Annotated in this window: 28 protein-coding genes; 14 read left to right on the top strand and 14 right to left on the bottom strand. The window is 44.8% G+C overall.

The genetic code is table 11. The features are described 5' to 3' along the window. Nucleotides 1–174: 174 nt before the first annotated feature. Complete coding sequence (gene gpmM / locus MMA19_RS22680) at nt 175–1,707, top strand: 2,3-bisphosphoglycerate-independent phosphoglycerate mutase (RefSeq protein WP_240207299.1); 1,533 nt, start codon at nt 175–177, stop codon at nt 1,705–1,707. A 156-nt stretch (nt 1,708–1,863) separates the two neighbouring features. After that, nucleotides 1,864–2,994 carry a murein hydrolase activator EnvC gene (locus MMA19_RS22675; RefSeq protein ID WP_240207298.1) on the top strand — a complete coding sequence of 377 codons (1,131 nt, stop codon included), beginning with the start codon at nt 1,864–1,866 and terminating at the stop codon, nt 2,992–2,994. 21 nt (nt 2,995–3,015) lie between these two features. Here MMA19_RS22675 and MMA19_RS22670 read toward each other — a convergent pair whose 3' ends face one another. The 3 genes from MMA19_RS22670 to zapB all read right to left on the bottom strand — a co-directional run bounded on the left by MMA19_RS22670 (nt 3,016) and on the right by zapB (nt 5,151). After that, a complete protein-coding gene (locus MMA19_RS22670) occupies nt 3,016–4,011 on the bottom strand; it encodes a DHH family phosphoesterase (RefSeq protein WP_240207297.1) in 996 nt (331 codons plus the stop codon). 97 nt (nt 4,012–4,108) lie between these two features. Next, a complete protein-coding gene (locus MMA19_RS22665; RefSeq protein WP_006075488.1) occupies nt 4,109–4,762 on the bottom strand; it encodes a TetR/AcrR family transcriptional regulator in 654 nt (217 codons plus the stop codon). Between the two features lie 146 nt (nt 4,763–4,908). After that, on the bottom strand, nt 4,909–5,151 hold the full coding sequence (zapB, locus tag MMA19_RS22660) for a cell division protein ZapB (RefSeq protein ID WP_006075487.1): 243 nt from the start codon (nt 5,149–5,151) through the stop codon (nt 4,909–4,911). 341 nt (nt 5,152–5,492) lie between these two features. Between zapB and glpX the strand changes: the two genes are divergently transcribed. From glpX to MMA19_RS22645, 3 genes are all read left to right on the top strand, one after another. Next, nucleotides 5,493–6,500: a class II fructose-bisphosphatase gene (glpX, locus tag MMA19_RS22655; RefSeq protein WP_240207296.1), complete on the top strand. Its 1,008-nt coding sequence runs from the start codon at nt 5,493–5,495 to the stop codon at nt 6,498–6,500. Between the two features lie 149 nt (nt 6,501–6,649). Further along, the gene (locus MMA19_RS22650) at nt 6,650–7,270 is read left to right on the top strand and encodes a metalloregulator ArsR/SmtB family transcription factor (RefSeq protein ID WP_088876582.1); all 621 of its coding nucleotides are present in this window, start codon (nt 6,650–6,652) and stop codon (nt 7,268–7,270) included. 132 nt (nt 7,271–7,402) lie between these two features. After that, the gene (locus MMA19_RS22645) at nt 7,403–7,732 is read left to right on the top strand and encodes a DUF3135 domain-containing protein (protein WP_006075484.1); all 330 of its coding nucleotides are present in this window, start codon (nt 7,403–7,405) and stop codon (nt 7,730–7,732) included. A gap of 49 nt (nt 7,733–7,781) precedes the next feature. Here MMA19_RS22645 and MMA19_RS22640 read toward each other — a convergent pair whose 3' ends face one another. Together MMA19_RS22640 and MMA19_RS22635 are read right to left on the bottom strand one after the other, a co-directional pair. Continuing rightward, on the bottom strand, nt 7,782–8,207 hold the full coding sequence (locus MMA19_RS22640) for a DUF805 domain-containing protein (RefSeq protein ID WP_038223344.1): 426 nt from the start codon (nt 8,205–8,207) through the stop codon (nt 7,782–7,784). 14 nt (nt 8,208–8,221) lie between these two features. Then, a complete protein-coding gene (locus MMA19_RS22635; RefSeq protein WP_038223817.1) occupies nt 8,222–8,569 on the bottom strand; it encodes a 5-carboxymethyl-2-hydroxymuconate Delta-isomerase in 348 nt (115 codons plus the stop codon). A 253-nt stretch (nt 8,570–8,822) separates the two neighbouring features. Here MMA19_RS22635 and tpiA point away from each other — a divergent pair, with 253 nt between their 5' ends. After that, nucleotides 8,823–9,596 (top strand): triose-phosphate isomerase, encoded by a 774-nt coding sequence (gene tpiA, locus MMA19_RS22630; protein ID WP_006075481.1) that lies wholly within the window; start codon nt 8,823–8,825, stop codon nt 9,594–9,596. A gap of 122 nt (nt 9,597–9,718) precedes the next feature. On the opposite strand, the gene pfkA is transcribed toward tpiA, so the two are convergent. From pfkA to MMA19_RS22615, 3 genes are all read right to left on the bottom strand, one after another. Further along, a complete protein-coding gene (gene pfkA, locus MMA19_RS22625; protein ID WP_062461752.1) occupies nt 9,719–10,681 on the bottom strand; it encodes a 6-phosphofructokinase in 963 nt (320 codons plus the stop codon). Between the two features lie 275 nt (nt 10,682–10,956). After that, nucleotides 10,957–11,868: a CDF family cation-efflux transporter FieF gene (gene fieF / locus MMA19_RS22620; RefSeq protein ID WP_240207295.1), complete on the bottom strand. Its 912-nt coding sequence runs from the start codon at nt 11,866–11,868 to the stop codon at nt 10,957–10,959. A 218-nt stretch (nt 11,869–12,086) separates the two neighbouring features. Beyond that, nucleotides 12,087–12,608 (bottom strand): CpxP family protein, encoded by a 522-nt coding sequence (locus MMA19_RS22615; protein ID WP_107307343.1) that lies wholly within the window; start codon nt 12,606–12,608, stop codon nt 12,087–12,089. 171 nt (nt 12,609–12,779) lie between these two features. On the opposite strand from MMA19_RS22615, the gene MMA19_RS22610 reads away from it, so the two are divergent. The 4 genes from MMA19_RS22610 to trmL all read left to right on the top strand — a co-directional run bounded on the left by MMA19_RS22610 (nt 12,780) and on the right by trmL (nt 16,792). Next, the gene (locus MMA19_RS22610; protein ID WP_124940532.1) at nt 12,780–13,463 is read left to right on the top strand and encodes a response regulator; all 684 of its coding nucleotides are present in this window, start codon (nt 12,780–12,782) and stop codon (nt 13,461–13,463) included. A gap of 2 nt (nt 13,464–13,465) precedes the next feature. Continuing rightward, on the top strand, nt 13,466–14,851 hold the full coding sequence (cpxA, locus tag MMA19_RS22605) for an envelope stress sensor histidine kinase CpxA (RefSeq protein WP_031493995.1): 1,386 nt from the start codon (nt 13,466–13,468) through the stop codon (nt 14,849–14,851). Between the two features lie 98 nt (nt 14,852–14,949). Then, nucleotides 14,950–16,074, top strand: a complete 1,125-nt coding sequence (locus MMA19_RS22600) for a M14-type cytosolic carboxypeptidase (RefSeq protein ID WP_240207294.1) — start codon at nt 14,950–14,952, stop codon at nt 16,072–16,074. 241 nt (nt 16,075–16,315) lie between these two features. Continuing rightward, the gene (gene trmL, locus MMA19_RS22595) at nt 16,316–16,792 is read left to right on the top strand and encodes a tRNA (uridine(34)/cytosine(34)/5-carboxymethylaminomethyluridine(34)-2'-O)-methyltransferase TrmL (RefSeq protein ID WP_006075767.1); all 477 of its coding nucleotides are present in this window, start codon (nt 16,316–16,318) and stop codon (nt 16,790–16,792) included. A 100-nt stretch (nt 16,793–16,892) separates the two neighbouring features. On the opposite strand, the gene rpmG is transcribed toward trmL, so the two are convergent. The 3 genes from rpmG to radC form a co-directional block, all read right to left on the bottom strand. After that, a complete protein-coding gene (gene rpmG, locus MMA19_RS22590) occupies nt 16,893–17,060 on the bottom strand; it encodes a 50S ribosomal protein L33 (protein WP_002535344.1) in 168 nt (55 codons plus the stop codon). Between the two features lie 13 nt (nt 17,061–17,073). Next, the gene (gene rpmB / locus MMA19_RS22585) at nt 17,074–17,310 is read right to left on the bottom strand and encodes a 50S ribosomal protein L28 (RefSeq protein ID WP_004728407.1); all 237 of its coding nucleotides are present in this window, start codon (nt 17,308–17,310) and stop codon (nt 17,074–17,076) included. Between the two features lie 299 nt (nt 17,311–17,609). Further along, nucleotides 17,610–18,284 (bottom strand): DNA repair protein RadC, encoded by a 675-nt coding sequence (gene radC / locus MMA19_RS22580; RefSeq protein WP_240207293.1) that lies wholly within the window; start codon nt 18,282–18,284, stop codon nt 17,610–17,612. Nucleotides 18,285–18,494: 210 nt separating this feature from the next. Between radC and coaBC the strand changes: the two genes are divergently transcribed. The 4 genes from coaBC (at nt 18,495) to lpxM (ending at nt 22,434) form a co-directional block, all read left to right on the top strand. Next, the gene (gene coaBC, locus MMA19_RS22575; protein WP_124940529.1) at nt 18,495–19,697 is read left to right on the top strand and encodes a bifunctional phosphopantothenoylcysteine decarboxylase/phosphopantothenate--cysteine ligase CoaBC; all 1,203 of its coding nucleotides are present in this window, start codon (nt 18,495–18,497) and stop codon (nt 19,695–19,697) included. 227 nt (nt 19,698–19,924) lie between these two features. Further along, a complete protein-coding gene (gene slmA, locus MMA19_RS22570) occupies nt 19,925–20,515 on the top strand; it encodes a nucleoid occlusion factor SlmA (protein ID WP_006075426.1) in 591 nt (196 codons plus the stop codon). 5 nt (nt 20,516–20,520) lie between these two features. Next, complete coding sequence (locus MMA19_RS22565) at nt 20,521–21,462, top strand: Kdo(2)-lipid IV(A) acyltransferase (protein WP_031496960.1); 942 nt, start codon at nt 20,521–20,523, stop codon at nt 21,460–21,462. A gap of 15 nt (nt 21,463–21,477) precedes the next feature. Then, on the top strand, nt 21,478–22,434 hold the full coding sequence (gene lpxM / locus MMA19_RS22560) for a lauroyl-Kdo(2)-lipid IV(A) myristoyltransferase (RefSeq protein WP_031496962.1): 957 nt from the start codon (nt 21,478–21,480) through the stop codon (nt 22,432–22,434). Nucleotides 22,435–22,505: 71 nt separating this feature from the next. Here lpxM and mutM read toward each other — a convergent pair whose 3' ends face one another. From mutM to MMA19_RS22545, 3 genes are read right to left on the bottom strand one after another with little or no spacing between them, the layout of a single operon-like run. Beyond that, nucleotides 22,506–23,315, bottom strand: a complete 810-nt coding sequence (mutM, locus tag MMA19_RS22555) for a bifunctional DNA-formamidopyrimidine glycosylase/DNA-(apurinic or apyrimidinic site) lyase (protein ID WP_006075423.1) — start codon at nt 23,313–23,315, stop codon at nt 22,506–22,508. A 9-nt stretch (nt 23,316–23,324) separates the two neighbouring features. Beyond that, nucleotides 23,325–23,831 carry a hypothetical protein gene (locus tag MMA19_RS22550; RefSeq protein WP_051647213.1) on the bottom strand — a complete coding sequence of 169 codons (507 nt, stop codon included), beginning with the start codon at nt 23,829–23,831 and terminating at the stop codon, nt 23,325–23,327. Nucleotide 23,832: 1 nt separating this feature from the next. Continuing rightward, the gene (locus tag MMA19_RS22545) at nt 23,833–24,336 is read right to left on the bottom strand and encodes an FxsA family protein (RefSeq protein WP_031493359.1); all 504 of its coding nucleotides are present in this window, start codon (nt 24,334–24,336) and stop codon (nt 23,833–23,835) included. Nucleotides 24,337–24,572: the final 236 nt, after the last annotated feature.

Genomic DNA, 24,572 nt, shown 5'->3' with positions numbered 1-24,572 from the left:
ATGATTACCTCACGCGGAAAACTATTAGTGGTTTCAACTGTCCAAAACTGAAAACAAGTAACGGCAATCACAAACATTATTTGATCTGCCACTACAGTTTTGGTTAAAAAGTGTAGTAAAATTACGCTAATTTGTTTTCTGTAAAGTTACTATCGATTTGACGAGGTTATAACTATGTCAGCTAAGAAGCCAATGGCTCTAGTGATTCTTGACGGTTGGGGTTACCGTGAAGACAACGCAAGCAACGCAATCAACAACGCAAAAACTCCAGTTATGGACGGCTTGTGGGCAAACAATCCACGTACACTAATTTCGGCTTCTGGCATGGACGTAGGTCTACCGGATGGTCAAATGGGTAACTCAGAAGTGGGTCACACCAATATTGGTGCTGGTCGCGTGGTATACCAAGACCTTACTCGCATCACAAAATCTATTACTGACGGTGAATTCGGTCAAAACGAAATCCTTGTTGCGGCAATGGATAAAGCTATCGCAGCAGGTAAAGCGGTTCACCTAATGGGTCTTATGTCTCCAGGTGGCGTTCACTCTCACGAAGATCACATCTACGCTGCAGTGAAAATGGCAGCAGAGCGTGGCGCAGAGAAAATCTACCTACACTGCTTCCTAGACGGTCGTGACACACCACCACGTAGCGCGGAAGGTTCACTGCAACGTTTTGACGCTCTATTTGCAGAGCTAGGCAAAGGCCGTGTAGCGTCTCTTGTTGGTCGTTACTATGCAATGGATCGTGATAACAACTGGGATCGCGTAGAAAAAGCGTACGACCTACTGACTCAAGCAGAAGGTGCCTTCACATTTGATTCTGCAGTTGCAGGTCTAGAAGCGGCTTACTCTCGTGATGAAAACGATGAATTCGTTGCACCAACAGAAATTCGTGCAGAAGGCCAAGAGTCAGCTGCTATCGTTGATGGCGATGCCGTTATCTTCATGAACTACCGTGCTGACCGTGCTCGTGAAATTACTCGTGCATTCGTACCTGCATTTGAAGGTTTCGAGCGTAAAGTCTTCCCAGCGGTTGACTTCGTTATGCTGACTCAATACGCAGCTGATATCCCACTTGCGTGTGCATTCCCACCAGCCTCTCTTGAAAACACTTACGGTGAGTGGCTATCTAAAGCAGGCAAAACTCAGCTACGTATTTCTGAGACAGAAAAGTACGCACACGTAACCTTCTTCTTTAACGGTGGTGTTGAGACCGAATTTGACGGCGAAGAGCGTCAACTTGTTGCTTCTCCAAAAGTGGCTACTTATGACCTACAACCAGAGATGAGCTCTGAAGAGCTGACTGAAAAAATGGTTGCGGCTATCAAGTCAGGTAAATACGACACTATTATCTGTAACTATCCAAACGCAGATATGGTTGGCCATACAGGCGTATACGAAGCTGCTGAGCAAGCGATTGAAGCTCTAGACGCAAGTGTAGGTAAGGTGGTTGAAGCGATTAAAGAAGTTGGCGGTCAAATGCTGATCACTGCTGACCACGGTAACGCTGAAATGATGGTGGACCCTGAGACAGGTGGTACTCACACTGCTCACACTAACCTACCAGTACCGCTGATCTACGTTGGTGATAAAGCGGTTGAGTTCAAAGAAGGTGGTAAGCTGTCTGATCTAGCTCCAACTATGCTTTCTATGACTGGCATGGAAATTCCAGCAGAAATGTCTGGCGACGTACTGGTTAAGTAATCAGCTTCGCAAAGTAATGACATAAGCTTGATAAAACGCTGGTGCATACGCATCGGCGTTTTTGTATGCTTGCACCTCTGGCCCTAAGTGTGGATATAATGGTGGTTGCGCATCTGGGCACGAACAGACTTGGTCGGTATTTTTAACGGAAGTAGAATGAAACCCAATAATAAAACGCCTTTCATCCCCTCTATATCGGCATGGATTCTTAGCATCGGGCTTGTTACCTACCCGACTCTCACTTTAGCCAACCAAAATGAACTGACTGGCGTAAAGAGCGAAATTACACGCCAACAGAAAGAACTGTCTGCGCAGCAAAAAGAGCTCGATAAATTACAAAAGTCTTTGCGTCAACAAGAAGTCGGCATTTCCAACATTGAGAAAGAGATAAAATCGACCACCGCTCAACTTGCTCAAGCTAATCGCAACCTCGATAGTTTTCATCAACAAGTCGAAGAGCTCACCGAGCAGAAAAAACAGCAGCAAAAGATCCTCGCCGAGTTGGTGCAAACCTATTACGTGACCAAGCAGAACAACTCAGCCTCGAGTGTGTTTAGTACAAATCCAGATGAAGACCGTATTAGCCAGTACTACCAATATCTTGCCAAAGCACGTGCTGAGACTTTGGAGAAATTAGCACAAACTGAACTGGAGCTGGCAGAGAGTGAACGTGCCCTTGAGCTTGAACGTAATCAAATTGCACAATTACTCGAGCAACAAAAAGACAAGCGAAACTCTCTTTCGAAAAACCAAGCCAGTCGCAAAAGTACGGTATCTAAAATCAGAAAGAGCATCTCAAGCGATAAGACCTACCTAGCTGAACTGCAACGTAATGAAACACGCTTGAAGGCGGAAATTGCCAAAGCCGCTAAGCGCAATCAAGTACCTATGGATGGTCTGGCTCGACAGAAAGGTAAGCTGCCTTGGCCGGTGAAAGGGAAAGTTCTACATAGCTTTGGGACCAAGCAAACTGGACAAGTGAACTGGAAAGGCATGGTTATTCAAGCTAATTACGGAGAATCTATAAAGTCTGTTTATTCTGGTACTGTCGTCTTCGCCGACTATCTACGCGGCTACGGACTGGTAGTACTATTGGACCATGGTAAAGGTGATATGACGCTTTATGGTTATAACCAGACATTGCTGAAAAAAGAAGGGGATAAAGTCTCCGCAGGAGAGACCATCGCACTTGCTGGTGACACGGGCGGTCAATCAAGCTCATCGCTGTATTTCGAAATCCGCCGCAACAGTAAAGTACAAAACCCAAAAAGCTGGCTAAAACGATAACGTAAAGCCAAGTGTGGGTACTTAGCGATAACACTCTTGAGCGACTTGAATCAGTCGCTCTACCTCATGCTCCGGCAACTCATTGATGCCCCCTGCCGCCTCTCGCCCACCACCTGTGGCAAACTGACTACAAACCTCAGGAGCGCCTTGCTTATTGTTCTGCGGAGCCCTGACTGAAACGGTATAACTAGCGCTTTTGCTCGAGCCGCTTCTCGGCACTAACGAAATATGAGCTTGGTCAGGCGCTTCATTCGCCAAGCGATTTATCCAAGTCCCCGACATTCTCCTCGCCGCTGGCGTTGCTGGCAGCTTTACCACTTTCAAGATGTCCGACTCAAAGACAGTTTCCGTTCCCTCTAACGCTATTTCATCACTCTCAAACGCCGATTTAAGAGTATAATACGGAGAAGAGGCGTCTTTCTGGCAATCAAACGGGTCAGGGTACGCCAATAACGCCTGATAAAGGATGACTGGGTCAAAATGCAGATCAGCTAAGCTCTCTCCATAACCGTTGTAATTCACCAAGGTTCCTAATTGCTTGAGAAAGTGTCGTTGCTCGTGCGTGAGTTTAAGCTCATTCGCTAAATGCTCAGCACTACTCAACATATTATCTCCGTAGGCCGCAGCAATCGCCCAAGTTCGATACTGGCCTTGTAATAGCTTATCTACAATCAGTGCGGTGCACGTATTGGCATCAAGGTCGATGTGCGCATCCAAAATATCGCTGTGGGGAATAGTTGATGCTTTGTGGTGATCGATATAAGTAATAGGAACATCATGATCCAAAAGCTCATCTAAGGCGTTTTGGTTTTTATCCATGGAGATGTCGAGCACTGTAACAGAGCCTGCTTCTGCGACGGGGACTCGTTGTAACAGCGCAATATCACGCTTAATCCCTGAGATCAGCTGTGTTTCTTTCGGCTGAGCTAATCGCAATTGCAGCAATGACAAAATACCATCGGCATCGCCATTAAATACATCATAGTGTGCTTTTGCTTTCATTTCGTTATCAGCCATCCCGTCGTCACTCTTCAATTAATCTGGTGTCTAAAACAACAAACCCTACTAAGATAGCAGGGTTTGTAACAAGATGAATTGGCTATATATCATGCCGTTAGAGCGAGCGACTGTCTGTCGACCCCATCATTTTCACACCATCTTCTAGTAGAGACAGCTGTTCACGACCTTTTGCCGTTGATAGTGGCTTCACGACATTGATCATGTGTAGCATGCCCTGCTGAATCACCTCTTCAGTAATTTGAGTTTTCGGCGACATCGCTGATTGGTAGCTCAGCCAACCGACCGCCATCATATGCAGAGTGGTCACCAATGACTTAAGTTCTTTCTCGTTAATCGTCAATAAATCAAGTTCAACAAAGGCTCTTAGGATATTAACTAAGTTACCCTGCAATCGTTCCTGAACCTCAATGTACTCTTCGTGCAGCTTAGGATCACGTTGCAGAATCTCTGGCAGGTTGGCGTAGAAGAAACGATATTTCCACATTAGATTAAAGATAGAATCAAGATAGTGCTTGAGGAGCGCCAAACTTTCTTGCTGACCTTGGATAGGAGTAAAACGTTCAATGAGCTCTTGCGAATACAGCGCAAAGATCTCTCTCACTATCTCTTGTTTATTGCGAAAGTGGTAATAGAGGTTACCTGGGCTAATCTCGATATGAGCAGCAATATGGTTGGTCGTCACGTTGCGCTCGCCATCTAAATTAAATAAGTCGAGGGCGGCATACACTATTTTGTCACGTGTTTTCATTCTAACTTTTCCTTTCCCTAGTTGGGGTTAGTATACGTGCTCAAGTTGTGTACGAAAAGTCATGAGACGGTGAGTCGCACTGGTTAGACCAAATGATATAAAAAAAGCACTCAAATGAGTGCTTTCGAATACGTTTGACGAATGAATTACTCTACTTCGTCCATTTTACCAAGCAGGTTACGAATACGCTCTTGCCATTGGCCGTGCTCACGTTGCATTTGCTCAGTCTTTTGAACCAATTCTTCACGGCTATTACGCAGCTCTTCCGCTTGATTTGCTAGTTGCACTTTTTCTTCTTTCAGTTCTTCAACTTCCATTTGAAGAAGCGCGATTGTGTCAACTGCAGTTTGAATTTTTGCTTCTAGTTGTTCCAGTACTTCAAAAGACATCTCGGCCTACCCTTAATTTAATTCTGTGACATGAAAAGACTTCATACTCTATATTGTCCCATTCTACTCAGCATAGAGAAGATAGACACGCCCTATATTGCAGATTTTTCACCATTCGGTCAAAAAAGCATCGCAAAATGACATAAGCTTTACCTAAAACTTGTCAAACCTTCCCTGCTATCACTTTACTCTGACCTTTCTCCCGGCACTTTCTCAATGAGTAATCATAATTTAGCGACAAGATAGCGACCAAAACCACAAAAAAGCAAACGTTTCCTTTTGGATATGCTAGAATTCGCGCCATAAATCCTTTTGTCATTTTTCATTTAATTGGAGTCAGTATGAAGCGCGATTTAGCAATGGCTTTTTCACGAGTTACCGAAGGTGCCGCCCTAGCAGGTTATAAATGGCTTGGACGTGGCGACAAGAATGCTGCGGATGGTGCCGCAGTAGAAGTCATGCGCAGCCTACTGAACAAAACCGATATCGAAGGTGAAATCGTTATTGGTGAAGGTGAGATTGATGATGCACCTATGCTGTATATCGGTGAGCAAGTTGGTATTGGTGGTGACACTGTTGATATCGCGGTTGACCCTATTGAAGGTACTCGCATGACAGCAATGGGCCAGTCGAATGCACTTGCTGTTCTAGCCGCTGGTGAAAAAGGCAGCTTCTTGAAAGCACCTGATATGTACATGGAAAAGTTGGTAGTGGGCCCGGGCGCTAAAGGGGTTATCGACCTAGACAAACCACTTTCTGAAAACTTAACCAACATTGCAGCGGCCTTAGGCAAATCTCTTGATACGCTTGTGGTTACGACACTGGCAAAGCCACGTCATGATGACGTTATCGCTGAAATGCAAGCCATGGGCGTACGTGTTTTTGCTGTGCCAGATGGTGATGTAGCCGCGTCTATTCTGACTTGTATGCCGGATAGTGAAGTAGATGTTATGTATTGCATTGGTGGCGCACCAGAAGGCGTAGTGTCTGCCGCTGTTATTCGTGCGCTAGATGGTGACATGCATGGTCGCTTACTTCCACGTCATGAAGTGAAAGGCGATAACGAAGAAAACCGTAAAGCGGGTGAACTTGAACTGGAGCGCTGCGCACAAATGGGTGTCAAAGCGAACATTGTGCTTCGCATGGAAGACATGGCGCGTAGTGACAATGTGGTGTTCTCGGCAACAGGCATTACTAAAGGTGACCTGCTTGAAGGCATCACACGTCAGGGCAATATCGCGACTAGTGAAACACTGCTTATTCGTGGCCGCTGCCGTACGATTCGCCGTATTAAATCAACGCACTATTTAGAGCGTAAAGACCCAGAGATTCGCGATATCATTTTATAATCGCCATTATTGAAATAAAGCGCTGGCTGTAGCCAGCGTTTTTTTCATCTATTATGAAGATAGTAAATAATTTGCTTTATTAACCTTATTCGCCATAATACCCCAACTATTGTTATCCATAGGCTGATTTAAGAGAAACGGACGCACTAATGAAAGCCACTGACCAGATTATTGACATCATAAAACGAGAAGGCGCGGTCACCGCTAAACAGATTGCTTCACGTTTAAACATCACCACGATGGGCGCTAGGCAACATTTGCAAGGCCTTGAAGAGGAGGGATTTCTACGTTTTGAAGATGTTAAAGTTAAAGTAGGTCGGCCGAATCGTCATTGGTCACTAACAGCCAAAGGGCATGCTCAGTTTTCAGATCGCCACAGTGATTTAACGGTTCAGTTTATTGATGCAATTGAACAAGTGTTTGGTGCTGAAGGACTCAATAAAGTATCCAAAGAGCGCGAGACGAACACCCTCACGACTTATCGTCCTCATTTTGACAGCCTTCCCGACCTACAAAGTAAAGTAGAGAAACTCACTGAACTGCGCGATAAGGATGGGTATATGGCTGAATTTCAACAGGTTGAAGATGGCTTTGTCTTAATTGAAAATCATTGCCCAATCTGTAAAGCCGCACAACGCTGTGAAACTCTCTGTCAGTCTGAGCTGAATGTCTTTCAAGCCCTCGTTGGTAACGATATTTTGGTTCAACGAGACGAACATATTGTTCAAGGTGCTCGTCGCTGCGTATATACCTTTAGCAACAGAAGCTAACTTCAATAAACAGCTCATAGTAACGTTGCTGGCTCGTCTCACTCCTGAGACTATTTACAGTTTTATTTTGTCTTTTCTCATTAACTCCTACGCTAATTATATGCATGGAGATTCTTTTGGTGAGGAACGCACATGGTAACGCCTATTACTCTGCCGTCATTCGATGAACTAGCCGCAATGGCCAAGGAGAGCCCCGAGAAGTTGAGTCGACTGCGCCACGACTTGTCCCAGCAGTTTATCTCTACCTGTTCTGATGAGATGCAGCCGCGACTGCACGCTCAACAATCTCACATTGAACGGGTTTTACAGCGCGCCAAAAATCCCATTCACGCCAATGTGTTATTACGTCAGGAATTGCATCGTCAAATTGTTAAATTCTCGCAAGCCTTAAATGGAGAAGCGTCAGAGAGCAACAAAAGCGCCGATATTTTGCCTTTCTCTAAGCCTGAAGAATGGCGCTAAACCAACAAAAAAGGGAAGCCATGCTTCCCTTTTTGATTGTTCGTCAATTTTATTGAGGCTCTCGCCCATACTGGTTTTCGCCTTCAGTGCCTTTCATAAAGCCACATTCAACTAGTATCCACAAACCACAAGCCAACGCAGCAAAGGAGATAAGACTTTGTACCATGGACGGCTGAGCTGCGGTTGCTGGATCCAATGTCGGCAGGCTCATTCGACCAAAGACCAATGGGATATTCAGCAATAGCCACCAACTCGATTTATTACGGTCATGCCAACGCTTTGCCGTAATCGCTAAATCTGGAATCAAGATAATGAGCAAGAAGATTGGCAACAAAATATGTACCAATGCTGGGAACAGTACGTTCATACCTTGAGCAAAAATCATAATGGCAAGGTAATAACAGACATTCCACATCCAGAATGTTTTGCGTCCCACACGACCTTGAAACGAAAACAGTAACGATTTAAACGACATCACATAATCTCTTTTTAATTGGTAATTTTTTGAAAGCAGCTTTTATCCATATCACGAACATTGACCGTCAAGCTCTTGATATGTCCCGCCTGCTCTCGAAGTACTTCCATTAACTTTCTCGAAAGCTCTCTTTTCTGTTCCTCAGTGCGACCTGACAAAAGTTCAAAGCTAATATGAACAAAATCTTCACTGTCTCCATACTCACCAATCAACCAATTGTGGCTACGTAAAGAGCGTGATTTCACAGAATCTTTCTCGAATAATCCACAGTTTAGCGTGACTCTGTGTAAGTCTTCCAGCAACCCCTGAACATTCAGTCTTTCGTCCGCTGTATTTGAGTACTCTAGTACAAGGTTTGGCATGGTACATCCCTATTTTTAACCATCAAGCGACAAGGTATAACAAGCTATAAGGAAAATTCCGAGAAGTATTCTATTATTCTGTTTACTGGATCACTGAGGTGAGCTTCTGGGCTTGTTTACTAGGATAAAACGTCAAAGCGATAAAGAAATGACCCCAATCATGATCTACATGAATTAATCTGTTATATTCTTTCGTAATCACGTTTATTTTTTACATTCGTTTTTTACAAACACTGATTTTGGAGAAAATCTCATGCGTCAACCTGTAGTTATGGGTAACTGGAAACTCAACGGCAGCAAAGCAATGGTAACTGAGCTGCTAACTGGCCTAAACGCTGAACTTGAAGGCGTAACTGGTGTAGACGTGGCGGTAGCTCCACCTGCACTATACATCGACCTAGCAGAGCGCGTAATCGCTGAAGGCGGCAACAAGATCATTCTTGGTGCGCAAAACACAGACCTAAACAACAGCGGTGCATTCACTGGCGACATGTCTCCAGAAATGCTTAAAGACTTTGGTGCTTCTCACATCATCATTGGTCACTCAGAGCGTCGTGAATACCACAACGAATCTGACGAGTTCATCGCTAAGAAATTTGCTTTCCTAAAAGAAAATGGCCTGAAGCCAGTTTTCTGTATCGGTGAATCTGAAGCTCAAAACGAAGCAGGCGAAACTGAAGCAGTTTGCGCACGTCAAATCAACGCAGTAATCGACGCATACGGTGTTGAAGCGCTAAACGACGCTATCATCGCATACGAGCCAATCTGGGCTATCGGTACTGGTAAAGCAGCAACAGCTGAAGATGCGCAACGCATCCACGCTTCTATCCGCGCTCTAATCGCAGAAAAAGACGCTGCAGTTGCTGAGCAAGTAATCATTCAATACGGTGGTTCTGTTAAGCCAGAGAACGCTGAAGCATACTTCTCACAACCAGACATCGACGGTGCTCTAGTTGGTGGTGCATCTCTAGATGCTAAGAGCTTCGCAGCAATCGCTAAAGCAGCGGCAGCAGCAAAAGCTAAGTAATCGCTTATCGTATTACTGAAAAACAGGCTCAATCGAGCCTGTTTTTTTTATGACTTAATTTTATTGAGGCAAATAAAAACCGCGACTTAAGCCGCGGTTTTTATCTTTAGAATCGCTGTCAGTTAGAACAACTCTTCTGCAACCTTGAATAAGTCGTCGCGAACTGGACGCTTCATGTTCTCGATCGCATCAATGATGTCATGGTGTACCAATTGCTCTTTCTGGATACCCACACAACGACCACCATGACCTTCCATTAGAAGGTGTACTGCATAGTTACCCATGCGAGACGCTAGTACGCGGTCAAACGCAGTTGGACGACCACCACGTTGGATGTGACCTAGAACCGTTGCACGAGTTTCACGACCAGTTGCAGTCTCAATTTCTTTAGCCAGCTCGTTAGCATCCATCATCAGCTCAGTCAACGCGATAATAGCGTGCTTCTTACCTTTCGCAATACCGTCTTGGATATTGTTGATAAGCTGATCTTTGTTCAAGCCAGTTTCTGGTGTGATGATGTACTCACAACCACCAGCAATCGCAGACATAAGCGTTAAGTCACCGCAATGGCGACCCATGATTTCAACGATTGAGATGCGTTGGTGAGATGAAGACGTATCACGTAGACGGTCAATCGCATCAATAACAGTGTTCAGTGCTGTTAGGTAACCAATGGTGTAGTCAGTACCTGCGATATCGTTATCGATAGTGCCTGGTAGACCAATACATGGGTAACCCATTTCAGTCAGCTTCTTCGCACCCATGTACGAACCGTCACCACCGATAACCACTAGAGCATCGATACCGTGTTTCTTAAGGTTTTCAATCGCTTTTTCGCGGACTTCCACTTCTTTAAACTCTGGGAAGCGTGCAGAACCTAAGAAAGTGCCACCACGGTTAATAACGTCAGAAACGCTTGAACGATCCAGCTTTTGGATGCGATCTTCGTACAGACCTAGGTAACCGTCGTATACGCCGTATACTTCTAAATCCGCTGACAAAGCCGTACGAACCACGCCACGTACCGCAGCATTCATACCTGGTGCATCACCACCACTTGTCAAAACACCGATTTTCTTAATCATGCTCACCCTCGATTTGGCAATCTAATTTCAATTTTGAGTGCACCGCCTGGTAGCGATACACGGAATTTGTTGTTATTGCTACGATTTTTCGATGTGTTCCCCAAAACATCACCGACGTAACTTTATTACTTATGTAAGAGTATTACAGTTTATAAGAACTATTGTGTTGATTCACATCAGAATCGCACTTTTTTATCATGAGCCTTGATAATAGACAATCGATTTTGAAGTTGCCATTCTCAATGCTTTCACAGTCACTTTTGTTTACGTATTGGTTACCAGCCCTGCTCTTTTTGCTGTTTTTCTTCCGACAGTACAACAGAGTATGGATCTTGATGGATAATGACATCCGCTTCAGGAAACTCCAGCATTAATCGCTCTTCTGCACAATCGGCAATTTTATGAGCATCAATCAGGCGCAAGTTATCATCTAACTCTAAATGCAGTTGAATAAAACGCACTGGTCCAGACATTCGTGTTCGTAGTTGGTGGACGCCGATGACACCTTCAACCTCGTTACACACTTCTCGAATTCTGACGAGTTCCTCTTCGGGAAGCTGCCTATCAAGCAATGACTGTATTGCTTCATAAGCCATCTTAACGGCGCTTACCAGTATGAAGATACCAATGCCGATGGCAAATACTGAGTCTGCTTGACCTATGCCATACCAACTCAAGGCGAGCGCGATCATAATAGCTGCGTTCATATACAAGTCAGTTTGATAGTGTAACGAGTCCGCCGCTATCGCCTGACTGCCTGTTTCGCGCACCACGTAGTTCTGAAATGCAACTAGACCAGAGGTGACCACTAGCGCAAAAAAGCTGACATAAATGCCAAGCTCAGGCGAATTCAATTCATGAGGTCTAAAGAATCGTTCAACACCGTTTAAGATAAGAAAGCAAGCGGAACCAGAAATGAACATAGCTTGTGCTAGAGCAGCTAACGACTCCGCCTTACCATGCCCAAAAGTATGTTCTTTGTCAGCAGGTTGCAGTGAGTAACGCACCACCAGCAAGTTAACCACTGATGCTGCAATATCTAGCAGTGAGTCGATCACTGACGCTAGCAGACTAACAGAACCTGTTATCCACCATGTAATCACTTTAGTAATAAGAAGGATAGTCGCGATCGTGGTAGCAGCCCATGCTGCGGTAGTCACCAACTTAGCGTAGTTGCCCTTTGTCATGCTTGCACTCGTTCCCTGTCTTGTTGCTAACACGGTATAAGTATACTGATAAATGATGACAAAAATAGAAAAAGCGTGCTGGATGTCACACCAAATGGTGACAAATATTCGGACAAGGCTCTGAAGACAGAATTCTTTAGTGCATCGTATAAACAAAAGCCCCTCTGACTAGGAAGCTCAGAGGGGCTATATATTATCGAGCCAAGATTTCGTTATGATTACTGAGCAGCACGCTTCTCCGCACGAGACTCCATTTTAGAGAAACACTTTTCCATTCGCTCTTGCTGAAGCTCTTTGAACTTCACTTTTTGCTCTGGCGTTAGAATATTAAGCATTTCATGTTGCTTCTCAAGCATTTGAACACGACGCTCTGTTTGTTGCTGTACCATTTCTGAAGCCAGAGCGTTCGCTGCATCCGCATCAAAGTTGTCAGCAAGTACTAGATCTTGCATCTTTTGTTGGCGAGCTTGCATTTCTGCTTTCTTAGCAGCAAAGTCACCCGAGAATTTCGCTTTCATGGCTTCTTTGTTTGCCTGACGAAGTTCTTTCATTTGCTCTTTCTGAGCATCCGTCAAGTCAAGTTCACGGAACATACGCTTACCATCGAAGCCACCGCACATCCCTTCACCGCCTTTACCATGATGACCACCTTTGCCACCACCGTATGCCAATGCGCTTGCTGAACCTAATGCTAGTGGAAGAACCGTTGCAGCGATAACCAGTTTTTTTGAAAATTTCATAATCTTTACCCTTATGTGATTCATACCATGGCTGCCTCTGCAGCGCTTGAGTATAGAATAGGGTCTGGTGAGTAAAGTAACGTACAGTGAGCGTAAAGAATCGTAAAGATCGCTTTTTCTGATATTTAACGCTTTATTATTACAAGGCACAGGACAAGATAGAGGTAGTTTATGGCACACATACTTATCATTGATGACGATACCGAGCTAACCAGCTTACTTAAAGACATCTTGAGCTTTGAAGGATTTGAGATCTCTGAGGCTAATGACGGAATCGCCGGATTAGAAGCAATGCATCAGGATATCGATCTGGTATTGATGGATGTCATGATGCCACGGCTCAATGGTATGGATACCCTAAAGAAACTGCGCGAAAAGTGGGAAACCCCTGTTTTGATGCTGACGGCTAAAGGTGAGGAAATAGATCGTGTTATCGGTCTAGAGCTTGGCGCCGATGACTACTTACCGAAACCGTTTAGTGATCGAGAACTGCTCGCTCGCATTAAAGCGATTCTTCGCCGCACTCAATCTAAGCCAGAATCAGCCACTGCTGATTGCCTTTCGTTCGACGACATTCAAGTTTTCCCAGGCAAACAAGAAGCTCACTGCCAAGGGCAGTTACTGGACTTAACTACTACAGAGTTTGCACTGTTACACTATTTCGTACAAAAACCAGGGGAGACCTTAACCAAAGAGTCTCTCAGTCTTGATGTGCTAGGGAAAAGGTTGTCTGCTTTCGATCGCGCCGTCGATATGCATGTCTCGAATTTACGTAAAAAACTCCCAGAAAAAGCCGATGGCAAACCACGTATCAAGACACTACGTGGACGCGGATATTTGTTGGTTAAGGAGTAATGATGAAACTGCCCAAGATAACCAGCCTTTATGGCCGTATCTTTGCCATATTCTGGTTTACCATGTTGTTGGTCCTCATTGCGGTACTTGCTTTGCCGCACCTTGATCCGCGCGTCACTAAAGAGATCTCCGGAGAGCCACTACAACAGTTATTGTCCCTAAGAGATAAAGTAGAGAAACGTTTTGAAGGACAAGCCAACCTTGGGCGCATTATCTATCAGCTTGATAAACCTGAACCTAAACATATGGGTAACCGTAAGCCACGTAGCCCAAGTATGTTTATCGTCGATCAAGAAGGTAATATTCTCAGTACGCAAAAACACCCAGATTTTAAGACCAAAATCCTCAAGAATTTTATCACCTCTGTCGACTCATTCGATACACCGATGCAGAAATTGTATGGCCGCTACATGCTCGCAGGTCCCGTTCCAATTAAGTTAGCCAACCAAGATTTTTATCTTTATATAGGCTTACGTTGGACTGAGCCGCCACCGTTCTTACTGCGAATGTTTGATAAGCCATTCCAACTGCTATTTGCCGTGATGGCGGTCAGTACCCCACTACTCTTGTGGCTCGCATGGGCACTAAGCCAACCCGCAAGAAGATTGGAGCGTGCAGCGAAGCGAGTGGCAAACGGTGAGTTCAAACAGGATCCTGAGTTGGAAAAAGGCACATCCGAGTTCAAGCAAGCAGGCAGCAGCTTTAACCAAATGGTAATGGCCGTAAATCAAATGATCTCTGGACAGCAGCGTTTATTGTCCGATATTTCTCATGAACTACGCTCGCCACTCACTCGCTTGAGAATGGCAACGGCACTCGCAACTCGTAAGCAAGGTGAAAGCCAAGAACTGTTGCGTATTGATACTGAAGCACAACGGTTAGAACAGATGATTGGCGAGCTTTTAGAGCTGTCACGCATGAACACTGACAGCCATGTAACACGCGAATCACAACCAGCTAGCAGCTTATGGGAAGAGATCTTCAGCGATGCGGAGTTTGAAGCAGAGCAAGTAGGCAAGACCTTACGCTTTACCACTATCCCAGACGTCACAGTCACTGGTAACCCCAAACTGCTCATGAGTGCTATTGAGAACATCGTAAGAAATGCCATTCGCTACGGCACAACCACTATTGATATTACCCTGTCTACTCATAAAGAGACATTGCTGATTACTGTGGAGGATGACGGTCCAGGCGTACCAGATGACGAGCTACAAGATATTTTCCGTCCTTTCTACCGCGTATCAACAGCTCGCGATAGAGATTCCGGAGGCACGGGTTTGGGACTTGCTATAACACAGAGCGCAATCTTGCAGCATAGTGGTCAGATAACAGCATCGCGAAGCCATTTAGGAGGTTTAAAGATGCATGTTGAGCTCCCGCTATAAAGTCGGCACGAAACTGACATTGTATTTATACTCAAATAGGCGCGGTATGTGGTAGCCTCGACGTCTTGCTCAAACACAGAATAAAGAGAACTCAGCCGATGAAAATCTTCAGCAACTTTGAAAGTGGCAATATCCAAGTAGTCAAAGCCGATGACAAAGATGATATCCAAGTTAAAATCGTCAACGACAATCAGTCAGAATTTTATCAGTGGTTTCACTTTCGCTTGGAGTCAACACCTGAGCTAGCACACACTATTAAGATCATAGACTTAGCTAAGTCAGCCTATCCAGAGGGCTGGAAGGGATACGATATTGTCGCGTCCTACGATCGTGAGGAGTGGTTCCGTATTCCTTGTGACTTTGACGGTGACACCTTGAGCTGTAGCTTCCTTCCAGAGAGAAGTTCAATGTACTTCGCTTACTTTGCTCCCTACAGCTACGATCGCCATCTCGACTTATTACACATGGCTCAAAACGAACACCACTGTACCCTTGAAACTCTAGGCCATACTCTTGATGGTAACGATATGTCGTTGCTAACGTTTGGTGAGCCCGAAGAAGGTAAGAAGAACATTTGGATCATTGCACGCCAGCATCCAGGTGAGTCTATGGCGGAATGGTTTATTGAAGGCCTAATTCAGCGTCTTGTTGATGACAGCGACACCGCCGCTCAAGCCTTACTTGAGCAAGCCGTTGTGTATGTGGTACCAAATATGAACCCTGATGGCAGCATTCGCGGCCACCTTAGAACCAATGCAGTGGGCGTGAACCTTAACCGTGAATGGCAAACGCCTTCTATGGAACAGAGTCCTGAAGTCTATCTAGTACGTGAACGTATGCTGCAAACCGGTGTGGATATGTTCCTTGATATTCACGGTGACGAAGCAATTCCATACAACTTTGCTGCTGGCTCTGAAGGGATCCCATCTTATGATGAGCGCTTAGCATCACTGGAATCAGCGTTCAAACAGGCACTACTGACTATCACACCTGAGTTCCAAGACGACTATGGCTATGATAAGGACGAACCGGGTAAGGCTAACCTAACGGTTGGCTCTAATTGGGTTGCAGAGCAATTTAAGTGCTTGTCTTACACCATTGAAATGCCATTTAAGGATAACAACAACTATCCAGATCCTTTCTACGGTTGGTCACCAGAACGAAGTATTATGTTTGGTCGTGATATGTTGGCAGCGACATTAGCGGTCACTGATAAGCTGTAATCTGGGAACGAACATCGTTTTTTTGTTCTCTCGTCATTACCTATTTACATATGCATGTGCAAGCAGGAATTTTCTTAAGGTCGAGTGATCGCTTTAGGTAGATCCCTGCCTGCGCAGGGATGACGCGATTATCAAGGTGACGTTATGCTTCGGGATGACGTCATTATTGTAATTAGTCGCCTCACGTTCTCATCACTTCGGGTATACTCATCTCATTATTTTATTTGAGTCGACACCCTATATGTTTGATATTGCCCTTTACGAGCCTGAAATTGCTCCAAACACCGGAAATATTATCCGACTTTGTGCCAACTGTGGCGCGAACCTACACCTAATCGAGCCGCTTGGTTTTGATTTAGAAGAGAAGAAAGTGCGTCGCGCCGGTCTCGACTATCATGATCTAGCTCGCGTCAAACGTCATAAAGACTACGCCGCCTTTATCGCTTACCTTGAAGAGAACAATCCGAACTACCGCTTGTTTGCTTGCACCACAAAAACCACCGGCCATCACACGGATGCGAAGTACCAGCAAGGTGATGTATTGCTATTTGGACCAGAGACTCGCGGCCTGCCCGCAGAAGTGATTGAAAGTCTACCAATGGAGCAACGCATTCGCATTCCGATGATGCCAGATGCGCGCAGTTTAAACCTATCCAATGCGGTGGCGATTATTGCCTATGAAGCGTGGCGACAGTTTGGTTTTGAAGGGGCGGTTTAAGCCCTTTTTAGCGAGAGCGTTAACCGAGCCTGAAATTCAGGCAATAAAAAACCCAGCACTAGGCTGGGTTTTCAATACATAACAAGAAGAAACCTATCAATTACTTGATTTTAGCTTCTTTGTACATAACGTGTTGGCGAACAACTGGATCAAACTTTTTGATCTCAAATTTGCCTGGCATGTTACGCTTGTTCTTGTCAGTTGTGTAGAAGTGACCAGTACCAGCAGATGATACTAGACGAATTTTCTCACGAATGCCTTTAGCCATTGCTTAATTCCTCTTATACGTTCTCGCCACGAGCACGGATATCAACAAGAACAGCATCGATGCCTTTCTTATCAATAATACGCATACCCTTAGCGGTCAGACGTAGTTTAACAAAGCGTTTTTCGCTTTCTACCCAGAAACGATGAGTTTGTAGGTTCGGCAGAAAACGACGCTTGGTAGCATTTCGTGCGTGTGAACGGTTGTTACCCGTTACAGGACGCTTACCAGTTACTTGGCATACTCGGGACATGAATGTCTTCTCCAAATCGTTTCAGCTCGATATCAACCTTGGTGGCCGAACCTCAATTATAAGAGGCCATAACCATTATGGAGTACCCATACAAGGCTATCAAAGGTCGCGCATTATACTAACTTGACATGCATTGCTCAAGACCCGAACAGATCCTTTTTTAAGGATTTGCTGATCTTTTTCACTTTGAGCTGATGTTGGTTGATAATTTAGTGCGCGAATCATAGCAGAAAATCACCAAAACAAAAGCTCTGTATCACAGTTATTACAATAAAATGTACTTTCTTCTATTTAGGCCGTTAAATCCAGCCTCTTTCTGCAAAAGAGACGACTTCCCCATCTCCAACGACAAAATGGTCCAAAACTCGAATATCGACTAAACCGAGTGCATCAGATAACCGTCTAGTGATACGCCTATCGGCTTGGCTGGGCTCTGCCACTCCCGAAGGATGATTATGAGCAAGGATTAAAGCCGCTGCATTATGATGCAGAGCGCGCTTTACCACTTCCCTAGGATAAACAGACGCAGCATCTATCGTACCTTCAAACATTATTTCATCGGCAATGACACGATTCTGGTTGTCTAAGAACAGAACATAGAAAGCTTCTCTATGCCTATCTCGCAGCACACTCATTAAATAGTGTTTAGTCTGCTCTGGACTATTTAAACTATCTCCTCGCTGTATGGTCTCACATAAATAGCGCTGACTCATTTCCAACACAGCTTGCAACTGAACGTATTTTGCTAGCCCCAACCCCTTACGCTGACAAAATGCCTCCTGACTAGCAGTAAACAGAGCTCTTAAGGAACCAAAATCTGACAACAAAGCATCTGCCAGTTGCACTACATTCATGCCTTTTGTTCCAGTACGCAGAAAAATGGCAAGCAGCTCAGCATCACTCAGAGCATGACTGCCTCTATGTAGCAGCTTCTCTCGAGGTAATGATTCACTAGGGAGATGTTTTAGAACCATGATGGATAGTTAAAGTAGAACTTCGGTCTCTGCTTTATTACTTAATTAGCAATAAATAGACAGGAGGCAACAAGTAAGCTGCGAATGAATACTCGTTAGTATGTAACTGCGAGGTTTATCGAACAGCAGTTTTGCAGGTAAGCCCCTTGAAAGTGGCGGGACATCAACGCATTTGGTATCTTAGCCGCAGAAAAATTTAAGGAGCTGGTTATGCAAACATTAGCTGGAAAGAAAATACTATTGGGCATTAGCGGTGGTATCGCAGCCTACAAATGTGCAGAGCTAACGCGTCGACTCATCGAGCGCGGCGCAGAAGTGCAAGTCGTCATGACGAAAGCGGCCAAAGAGTTCATTACCCCTCTCACCATGCAAGCCGTCTCCGGCAGACCAGTCTCCGATAGTTTACTCGACCCCGCTGCCGAAGCTTCCATGGGTCATATTGAATTAGCTAAGTGGGCTGACCTTGTTCTTCTAGCCCCAGCGACTGCCGACCTTATTGCTAGAATATCAGCGGGCATGGGGAATGACTTACTGTCGACGCTGGTTCTGGCTACCGACGCTCCTGTTGCCGTATCACCGGCAATGAATCAACAAATGTACCTTAACGTAGCGACCCAAGAAAACATCGCCACACTCGCGCGTCGAGAAATGATGATCTGGGGACCCGCTGCTGGTGAACAAGCCTGTGGTGACGTTGGTCCAGGACGCATGCTTGAGCCAATGCAATTGGTCGAGAAATGTGAGCAGTTCTTTGGTCCTAAGCCATTGTCGGGCAAGTCGGTTGTGATCACCGCAGGCCCAACTCGTGAGGCTATCGATCCTGTCCGTTATATTTCTAACCACAGCTCTGGAAAAATGGGCTTCGCTTTGGCTCAAGCGGCACAGCAGCTCGGAGCTGAGGTTACGTTGATTTCAGGTCCAGTTTCTCTCCAAACGCCAAATGGAGTAAAACGCATTAACGTTGTCAGTGCCGAAGAGATGCATCAAGCGGCTATGGCCAATGCCACCCATCACGATATTTTCATTGGCTGCGCCGCTGTAGCCGACTATCGCCCTGTCGATATTGCCGCTCAAAAAATCAAGAAAACTGCAGATAACGATGATATGCATATCTCTATGGTGAAGAATCCTGACATCATTGCCTCAGTGGCTTCGTTATCAGCATCACGTCCTTTTACTGTAGGTTTTGCCGCTGAGACACAAGATGTCGAGGCATACGCCTTAGATAAGCTACAACGTAAGAATCTGGATATGATTTGTGCAAATGATGTATCTATCGCTGGTCAAGGCTTTAACAGTGACTCAAATGCGATTACCGTATATTGGCAAGGCGGTAGCAAGTCATTAGGCAGCGCAATGAAAACTGAGTTAAGTCACGCCATTTTGGAAGCTATCTCAGAGCAGCTAGCATAAATCTAATGAGACAAGGTGGCACAGGCTGTTTGTGTTACTCATAGGCAAACTGCTTATCACAGAGTGCCTTTCCGTTAATGTACTCTCCAAAACAGAGATTGTTACACAGTTCAACCATTTACCACGTTGAACTGTGTAGTTATAAGCCGCTTAGGTACACTAACAGATCTACTTATGGGCGATATCGTGCTGAAATTGGCATGCAGTAATCAAAAGGAAAAGGATTTATGTCCGCTACGAAAAAGTCGAATAGAAAAGAGGAAATCCTTCAAGCACTCGCTCAAATGCTTGAGTCTAATGAAGGAACATCTCGCATCACCACCGCAAAGCTTGCCAAGCAAGTTGGGGTGTCTGAAGCAGCCCTCTATCGTCATTTTCCCAGCAAAGCCCGTATGTTCGAAGGGCTTATCGAGTTTATTGAAGAATCTTTAATGTCTCGAATTAACCGCATTCTCGATGAAGAAAAAGACACACTGACACGTATTCGTCTGGTACTTCAATTGATACTCGTTTTCTCCGAACGCAACCCAGGATTAAGTCGCATTCTTTCTGGTCATGCTCTAATGTTTGAGAATGAACGATTACGCGACCGAATTAATCAGCTTTATGAAAGAATTGAGACATCTTTGCGTCAAATCCTTCGTGAGCGCAAAATTCGCGAAGGTAAAAGCTTCCCTGTTGATGATAAAATTCTAGCAGCACAACTGCTTGGTCAAGTTGAAGGTAGCTTAAACCGCTTTGTTCGCTCTGACTTTAAATACACGCCAACGTCCACATTTGATGAATACTGGGCGTTACTCAAACTACAATTGCAGTAAACCGAATGAAAACAGATAAAAAGCCAGACTTTACCTTGTCGTTACTTCATCCTAAATATTGGGGAGTATGGTTCGGGTTTGGTCTACTGGCGCTGATTGTAAATTTGCTTCCTTATTCACTCCTCTTCAAGTTAGGCCGAGGTTTGGGCAAATTTGGGATGCGCTATGGCAAGAAAAGAGCGAAAGTCGCTCGGCGAAACCTTGAGCTCGCTTTTCCTGAGATGAATGAGCAAGAGCTTGATCGTTTTGTTGAAGAGAACTTTAAAAACTCCGGTATGGCTCTGATTGAAACAGGAATTACTTGGTTTTGGCCAACATGGCGCTTCAAGCGTATTTTGGTTGCAAAAGATATCAGTGCACTTGAAAAGCATGAAGCTGAAGGTAAAGGTGTACTGCTGTGTTGTGTACATGCGTTAAATCTCGAAATTACCGCTCGAGCTTTCGCAGTATTAGGGCTTCCTGGTTACGGAGCTTATCGTCCTCACAGTAACCCTGCGTATGAGTTCATTCAATACCGTGGAAGAACACGTAATGGTAATAAACTGATCTATCGAACTGACCTAAAATCGATGATCCGCGTTATGCGTCAAGGCCATCGTTTGTTCTATTTACCTGATCAGGATTATGGTCACAATAAGTCAGTGTTTGTTCCACTATTTGCGGTCAAAGACGCCTGCACAACAACAGGAACCAGTATTCTAGCTTACACCAGTAAGTGTGCCATTGTTCCTGGGTCAGGGTTTAGAACTAGCGAAGGCAAATATGAAATCATCGCGGCTGAATCCATAGAAGGCGACTACCCTAAGAAAGATGAGACTGCCGCAGCCGCTTACATGAATAAGTATGTTGAGCAAATTATCCTACGTGCGCCAGAGCAATGGTTGTGGATGCACAAACGGTTCAAATCGCTGCCAGATAAAACTCTTACAGACTCAAGGTATCAATAAGCTCAAAGGTAATGAATGAGTAATCAACAACACGTAGATAAGAACCTCTACAATCCTACATTCCAATGGGCATTCTTACACCCAAAACACTGGGGAACTTGGCTCGGTATTCTCTTTGCTGTTTTACTGGCTTTTGTACCCGCTAAACCACGCGATAAATTTGCCCGATACATCTCTGGTATTATCGTCGGCAAAAATGGTCGTGTAGTCAGGCGTACTCGCCTCAATCTACAAAAGTGTTTTCCAGAAAAGTCCGAGCAAGAGATCCAGCATATTGTCGAAGAGACGTTTGCTAAAGCAGGTCAATACTTGTTGGGGTATTCAGAGTTTTTGATTCGCTCAACTAAACACAACCAGCAGCGTGGCGTTATGATCGGTGAAGAAAATCTGATGCCTTTATTAGATGCTGGTGAGAATGTGATTATCTTAGCACCACACGCATGGGCTGTTGATTACCCGGCGGTGATGCTCGCTGCGCAAGGTTACAAAGTCGCAACGATCATGAAGCCACAAAACAACCCTATTGGTGACTGGCTGATGCATGTTCAGCGTATGCAATATGGTGGTCGTATCTTTGCTCGTAGTGCTGGAGTGAAACCATTCGTGCGCTCTATCAAAGATGGGTATATCGGATATTGGCTGCCTGATGAGGACCATGGCCCACAAAACTCAGTATTTGTGCCTTTCTTTGCCACAGAAAAAGCCACATTAAAAGGCTTTGGCAAAATGTCTAGATTATCGCGAGCAAAAGTAGTGCCCGTCCTGCCTGCCTATAACGACAAAACCAGCAAATACGAAGTGCATATTCTGCCTGCTATCGATAACTTCCCTACGGGTGATGAAGAGCAAGATGCACGAGCGATGAATAAAGCGATTGAAGATTTGCTACGAGATAAACCTGAACAGTATATGTGGAACTTATACCTTCTCGAAACCCAACGTGATGGTGTTCGTATCTACGACAATATCTAGTCACCAAGCATCAATCAAAAACAAAAGCGCTTGCCTCGGCAAGCGCTTTTGTTTGAATACAAGACACAAGATTACTGCTGACAATGGGAGCAAAAAAACGTGTTTCTCTGCCCGATTTTCATTTGTTCTATTGGTTCTCCGCACTGATGGCAAGGTTCGTTAGCTCGTCCATAGACTTGCAACTCTTGAGCAAAGTATCCTGGCTTACCATCCGATTGAGAAAAATCTTTTAACGTCGTACCACCTTGAGTGATCGCTTGTGCTAAAACACGCTTTATTTCTGAAACGAGTAACTGCCACTGAGTCAAAGTCACTTTATAAGCAGGTGTTGTTGGGTGTATTCCAGCGCTAAACAATGACTCACAAGCGTATATATTGCCTACCCCCACAACATTGGCGTTGTTCATAATGAAGGTTTTTACCGCCACACGTTTGTTTCTTGCTTTCTCCGACATCCAATCGGCACAAAACTCTTCAGTCAATGGCTCAGGACCACAGTTCGCTAGGAGTTCATGAGATTCTCCAGGCGCACACCAAAGCCAAGCTCCAAAGCGACGTGGATCGTTGTAACGCATCACTTTACCGTTACTCAAAACCAAATCAACGTGATCGTGTTTCTCCGCTTCAGGTGGGTTCTCAAGAACACGTAAACTTCCCGACATACCAAGGTGAACAATTGCCGTTCCTTTGTCAGTGTCTATCAGCAAATATTTAGCTCGACGACGAATCGACGTGATCGCTTGCCCATGTAACTGATGAATTTCTTGTGGGATCAACCAGCGCAATTGTCTTTGGCGTACCACAATTTCTTTAATGGTCTCATCCAATAAGTGTGGACTGATCCCAAGACGAGACACTTCTACTTCAGGTAACTCTGGCATAAGAGCCCTTTATTGATTGGATTCGGTAGGTATTAGACTACTGGCTTCAAAGCTGACTGCAACCCAATTTTCATCGTAGGTATTCAGCAGCCAGAATTTTTCAAGCTGATAGGCCGTAATACGTTGAGGCTCTTCTTTCTCTTGATACCACACCTCGACCGTCATTGGGTTTTCCAATACAGGTTTTAGTTTGGCGTAGGTCTTCTCATCTACAGGTGTCCCCTGAATGGCTCGCCAACGCTGAATGACACTAGCTGCGTCTGACGTCCATTTTTCAGGAATGGCATGCCAAGTCTCGTCATCAAGATAAAACTGTATGCCTGCGTAGTTGATTTCAATTGGACTGGCATTTGGATCTAGCACCAACCCAGTTAAAACCTGAGGCTCGACATCTTGCTCAATAAGATACTGCTTAATGAGATTTGGCGCCGCCATCAACAACATAAACGCCGAGATGGCGATAATTAATATGTTGTTCCAACGACGCTTGGTGAGCTTGAAACGTTTGAATATCACGTTAGTTTAACTTATTACGATCATCGTCATCCTTACGCTCGTATTCACCTTCAAAAGTATTGCCATCTTGGTGCTTGTCGAAAGGATTTTGTTGGAAAGGATCATGACCTTGGAAGCCGCCTTGGTGAAACCCTCCGTTAGACATGGTTTTCACTACCATTTTACTCATCAAATATTTCGCTATCGCCGCACGCGGTGCCGGTAATAGGACTAACATGCCAAGTGCATCCGTCATAAAGCCAGGGGTAAGCAATAGGACACCCGATACCGCTAGCATGACACCTTCAACAATTTGTTGTGCAGGCATTTCACCTTGCTGAAGTCGCGTTTGCACCGACATTAGCGTTTGCAAACCTTGGCTTCTTACTAAAGACGCACCCACAAAAGCCGTTAGTAAAACTAACCCGATTGTTGGCCACAATCCTAGGAAACCACCGACTTGAATAAACAACCCAATTTCGATAATTGGTACAAAAATAAACAGTAATAATAATATCGGAAACACAACGTCCTCCTTGGTTTGATGTCAGTTTACGCTGACCTAGAACCAAACCACAAATAAAATGCTCAGTTTCACCTGCTTAAAGCACAGATTTAGTTTTACAAAGTATAAATTTGAACAATAAATTCATGAATTTTTTTGATGGTTATCGCATCTCCGACTCGTTACGCAACGTTGTGCAAACTTTCGGTGAAAAAGGTGATCTGGATACTATTTTTATGTGCTACTTTGAGTAATAT

Source organism: Vibrio sp. CyArs1 (assembly GCF_022432925.1).
In the GTDB taxonomy this organism is placed as follows: Bacteria; Pseudomonadota; Gammaproteobacteria; order Enterobacterales; family Vibrionaceae; genus Vibrio; species Vibrio mediterranei.
The sequence above is the reverse complement of the archived record's forward strand: the minus strand, read 5'-3'. Positions and strand labels throughout refer to the sequence as shown.

Coding starts and splice junctions, on each gene's coding strand:
- MMA19_RS22610 (WP_124940532.1), top strand. CDS start 12,780: ATGGCACACATACTTATCATTGATGACGATACCGAGCTAACCAGCTTA.
- MMA19_RS22600 (WP_240207294.1), top strand. CDS start 14,950: ATGAAAATCTTCAGCAACTTTGAAAGTGGCAATATCCAAGTAGTCAAA.
- MMA19_RS22665 (WP_006075488.1), bottom strand. CDS start 4,762: ATGAAAACACGTGACAAAATAGTGTATGCCGCCCTCGACTTATTTAAT.
- MMA19_RS22675 (WP_240207298.1), top strand. CDS start 1,864: ATGAAACCCAATAATAAAACGCCTTTCATCCCCTCTATATCGGCATGG.
- MMA19_RS22615 (WP_107307343.1), bottom strand. CDS start 12,608: ATGAAATTTTCAAAAAAACTGGTTATCGCTGCAACGGTTCTTCCACTA.
- pfkA (WP_062461752.1), bottom strand. CDS start 10,681: ATGATTAAGAAAATCGGTGTTTTGACAAGTGGTGGTGATGCACCAGGT.
- MMA19_RS22650 (WP_088876582.1), top strand. CDS start 6,650: ATGAAAGCCACTGACCAGATTATTGACATCATAAAACGAGAAGGCGCG.
- radC (WP_240207293.1), bottom strand. CDS start 18,284: ATGGTTCTAAAACATCTCCCTAGTGAATCATTACCTCGAGAGAAGCTG.
- cpxA (WP_031493995.1), top strand. CDS start 13,466: ATGAAACTGCCCAAGATAACCAGCCTTTATGGCCGTATCTTTGCCATA.
- MMA19_RS22670 (WP_240207297.1), bottom strand. CDS start 4,011: ATGGCTGATAACGAAATGAAAGCAAAAGCACACTATGATGTATTTAAT.
- MMA19_RS22645 (WP_006075484.1), top strand. CDS start 7,403: ATGGTAACGCCTATTACTCTGCCGTCATTCGATGAACTAGCCGCAATG.
- MMA19_RS22635 (WP_038223817.1), bottom strand. CDS start 8,569: ATGCCAAACCTTGTACTAGAGTACTCAAATACAGCGGACGAAAGACTG.
- rpmB (WP_004728407.1), bottom strand. CDS start 17,310: ATGTCCCGAGTATGCCAAGTAACTGGTAAGCGTCCTGTAACGGGTAAC.
- slmA (WP_006075426.1), top strand. CDS start 19,925: ATGTCCGCTACGAAAAAGTCGAATAGAAAAGAGGAAATCCTTCAAGCA.
- mutM (WP_006075423.1), bottom strand. CDS start 23,315: ATGCCAGAGTTACCTGAAGTAGAAGTGTCTCGTCTTGGGATCAGTCCA.
- MMA19_RS22565 (WP_031496960.1), top strand. CDS start 20,521: ATGAAAACAGATAAAAAGCCAGACTTTACCTTGTCGTTACTTCATCCT.
- trmL (WP_006075767.1), top strand. CDS start 16,316: ATGTTTGATATTGCCCTTTACGAGCCTGAAATTGCTCCAAACACCGGA.
- glpX (WP_240207296.1), top strand. CDS start 5,493: ATGAAGCGCGATTTAGCAATGGCTTTTTCACGAGTTACCGAAGGTGCC.
- MMA19_RS22640 (WP_038223344.1), bottom strand. CDS start 8,207: ATGTCGTTTAAATCGTTACTGTTTTCGTTTCAAGGTCGTGTGGGACGC.
- rpmG (WP_002535344.1), bottom strand. CDS start 17,060: ATGGCTAAAGGCATTCGTGAGAAAATTCGTCTAGTATCATCTGCTGGT.
- coaBC (WP_124940529.1), top strand. CDS start 18,495: ATGCAAACATTAGCTGGAAAGAAAATACTATTGGGCATTAGCGGTGGT.
- zapB (WP_006075487.1), bottom strand. CDS start 5,151: ATGTCTTTTGAAGTACTGGAACAACTAGAAGCAAAAATTCAAACTGCA.
- tpiA (WP_006075481.1), top strand. CDS start 8,823: ATGCGTCAACCTGTAGTTATGGGTAACTGGAAACTCAACGGCAGCAAA.
- fieF (WP_240207295.1), bottom strand. CDS start 11,868: ATGACAAAGGGCAACTACGCTAAGTTGGTGACTACCGCAGCATGGGCT.
- gpmM (WP_240207299.1), top strand. CDS start 175: ATGTCAGCTAAGAAGCCAATGGCTCTAGTGATTCTTGACGGTTGGGGT.
- lpxM (WP_031496962.1), top strand. CDS start 21,478: ATGAGTAATCAACAACACGTAGATAAGAACCTCTACAATCCTACATTC.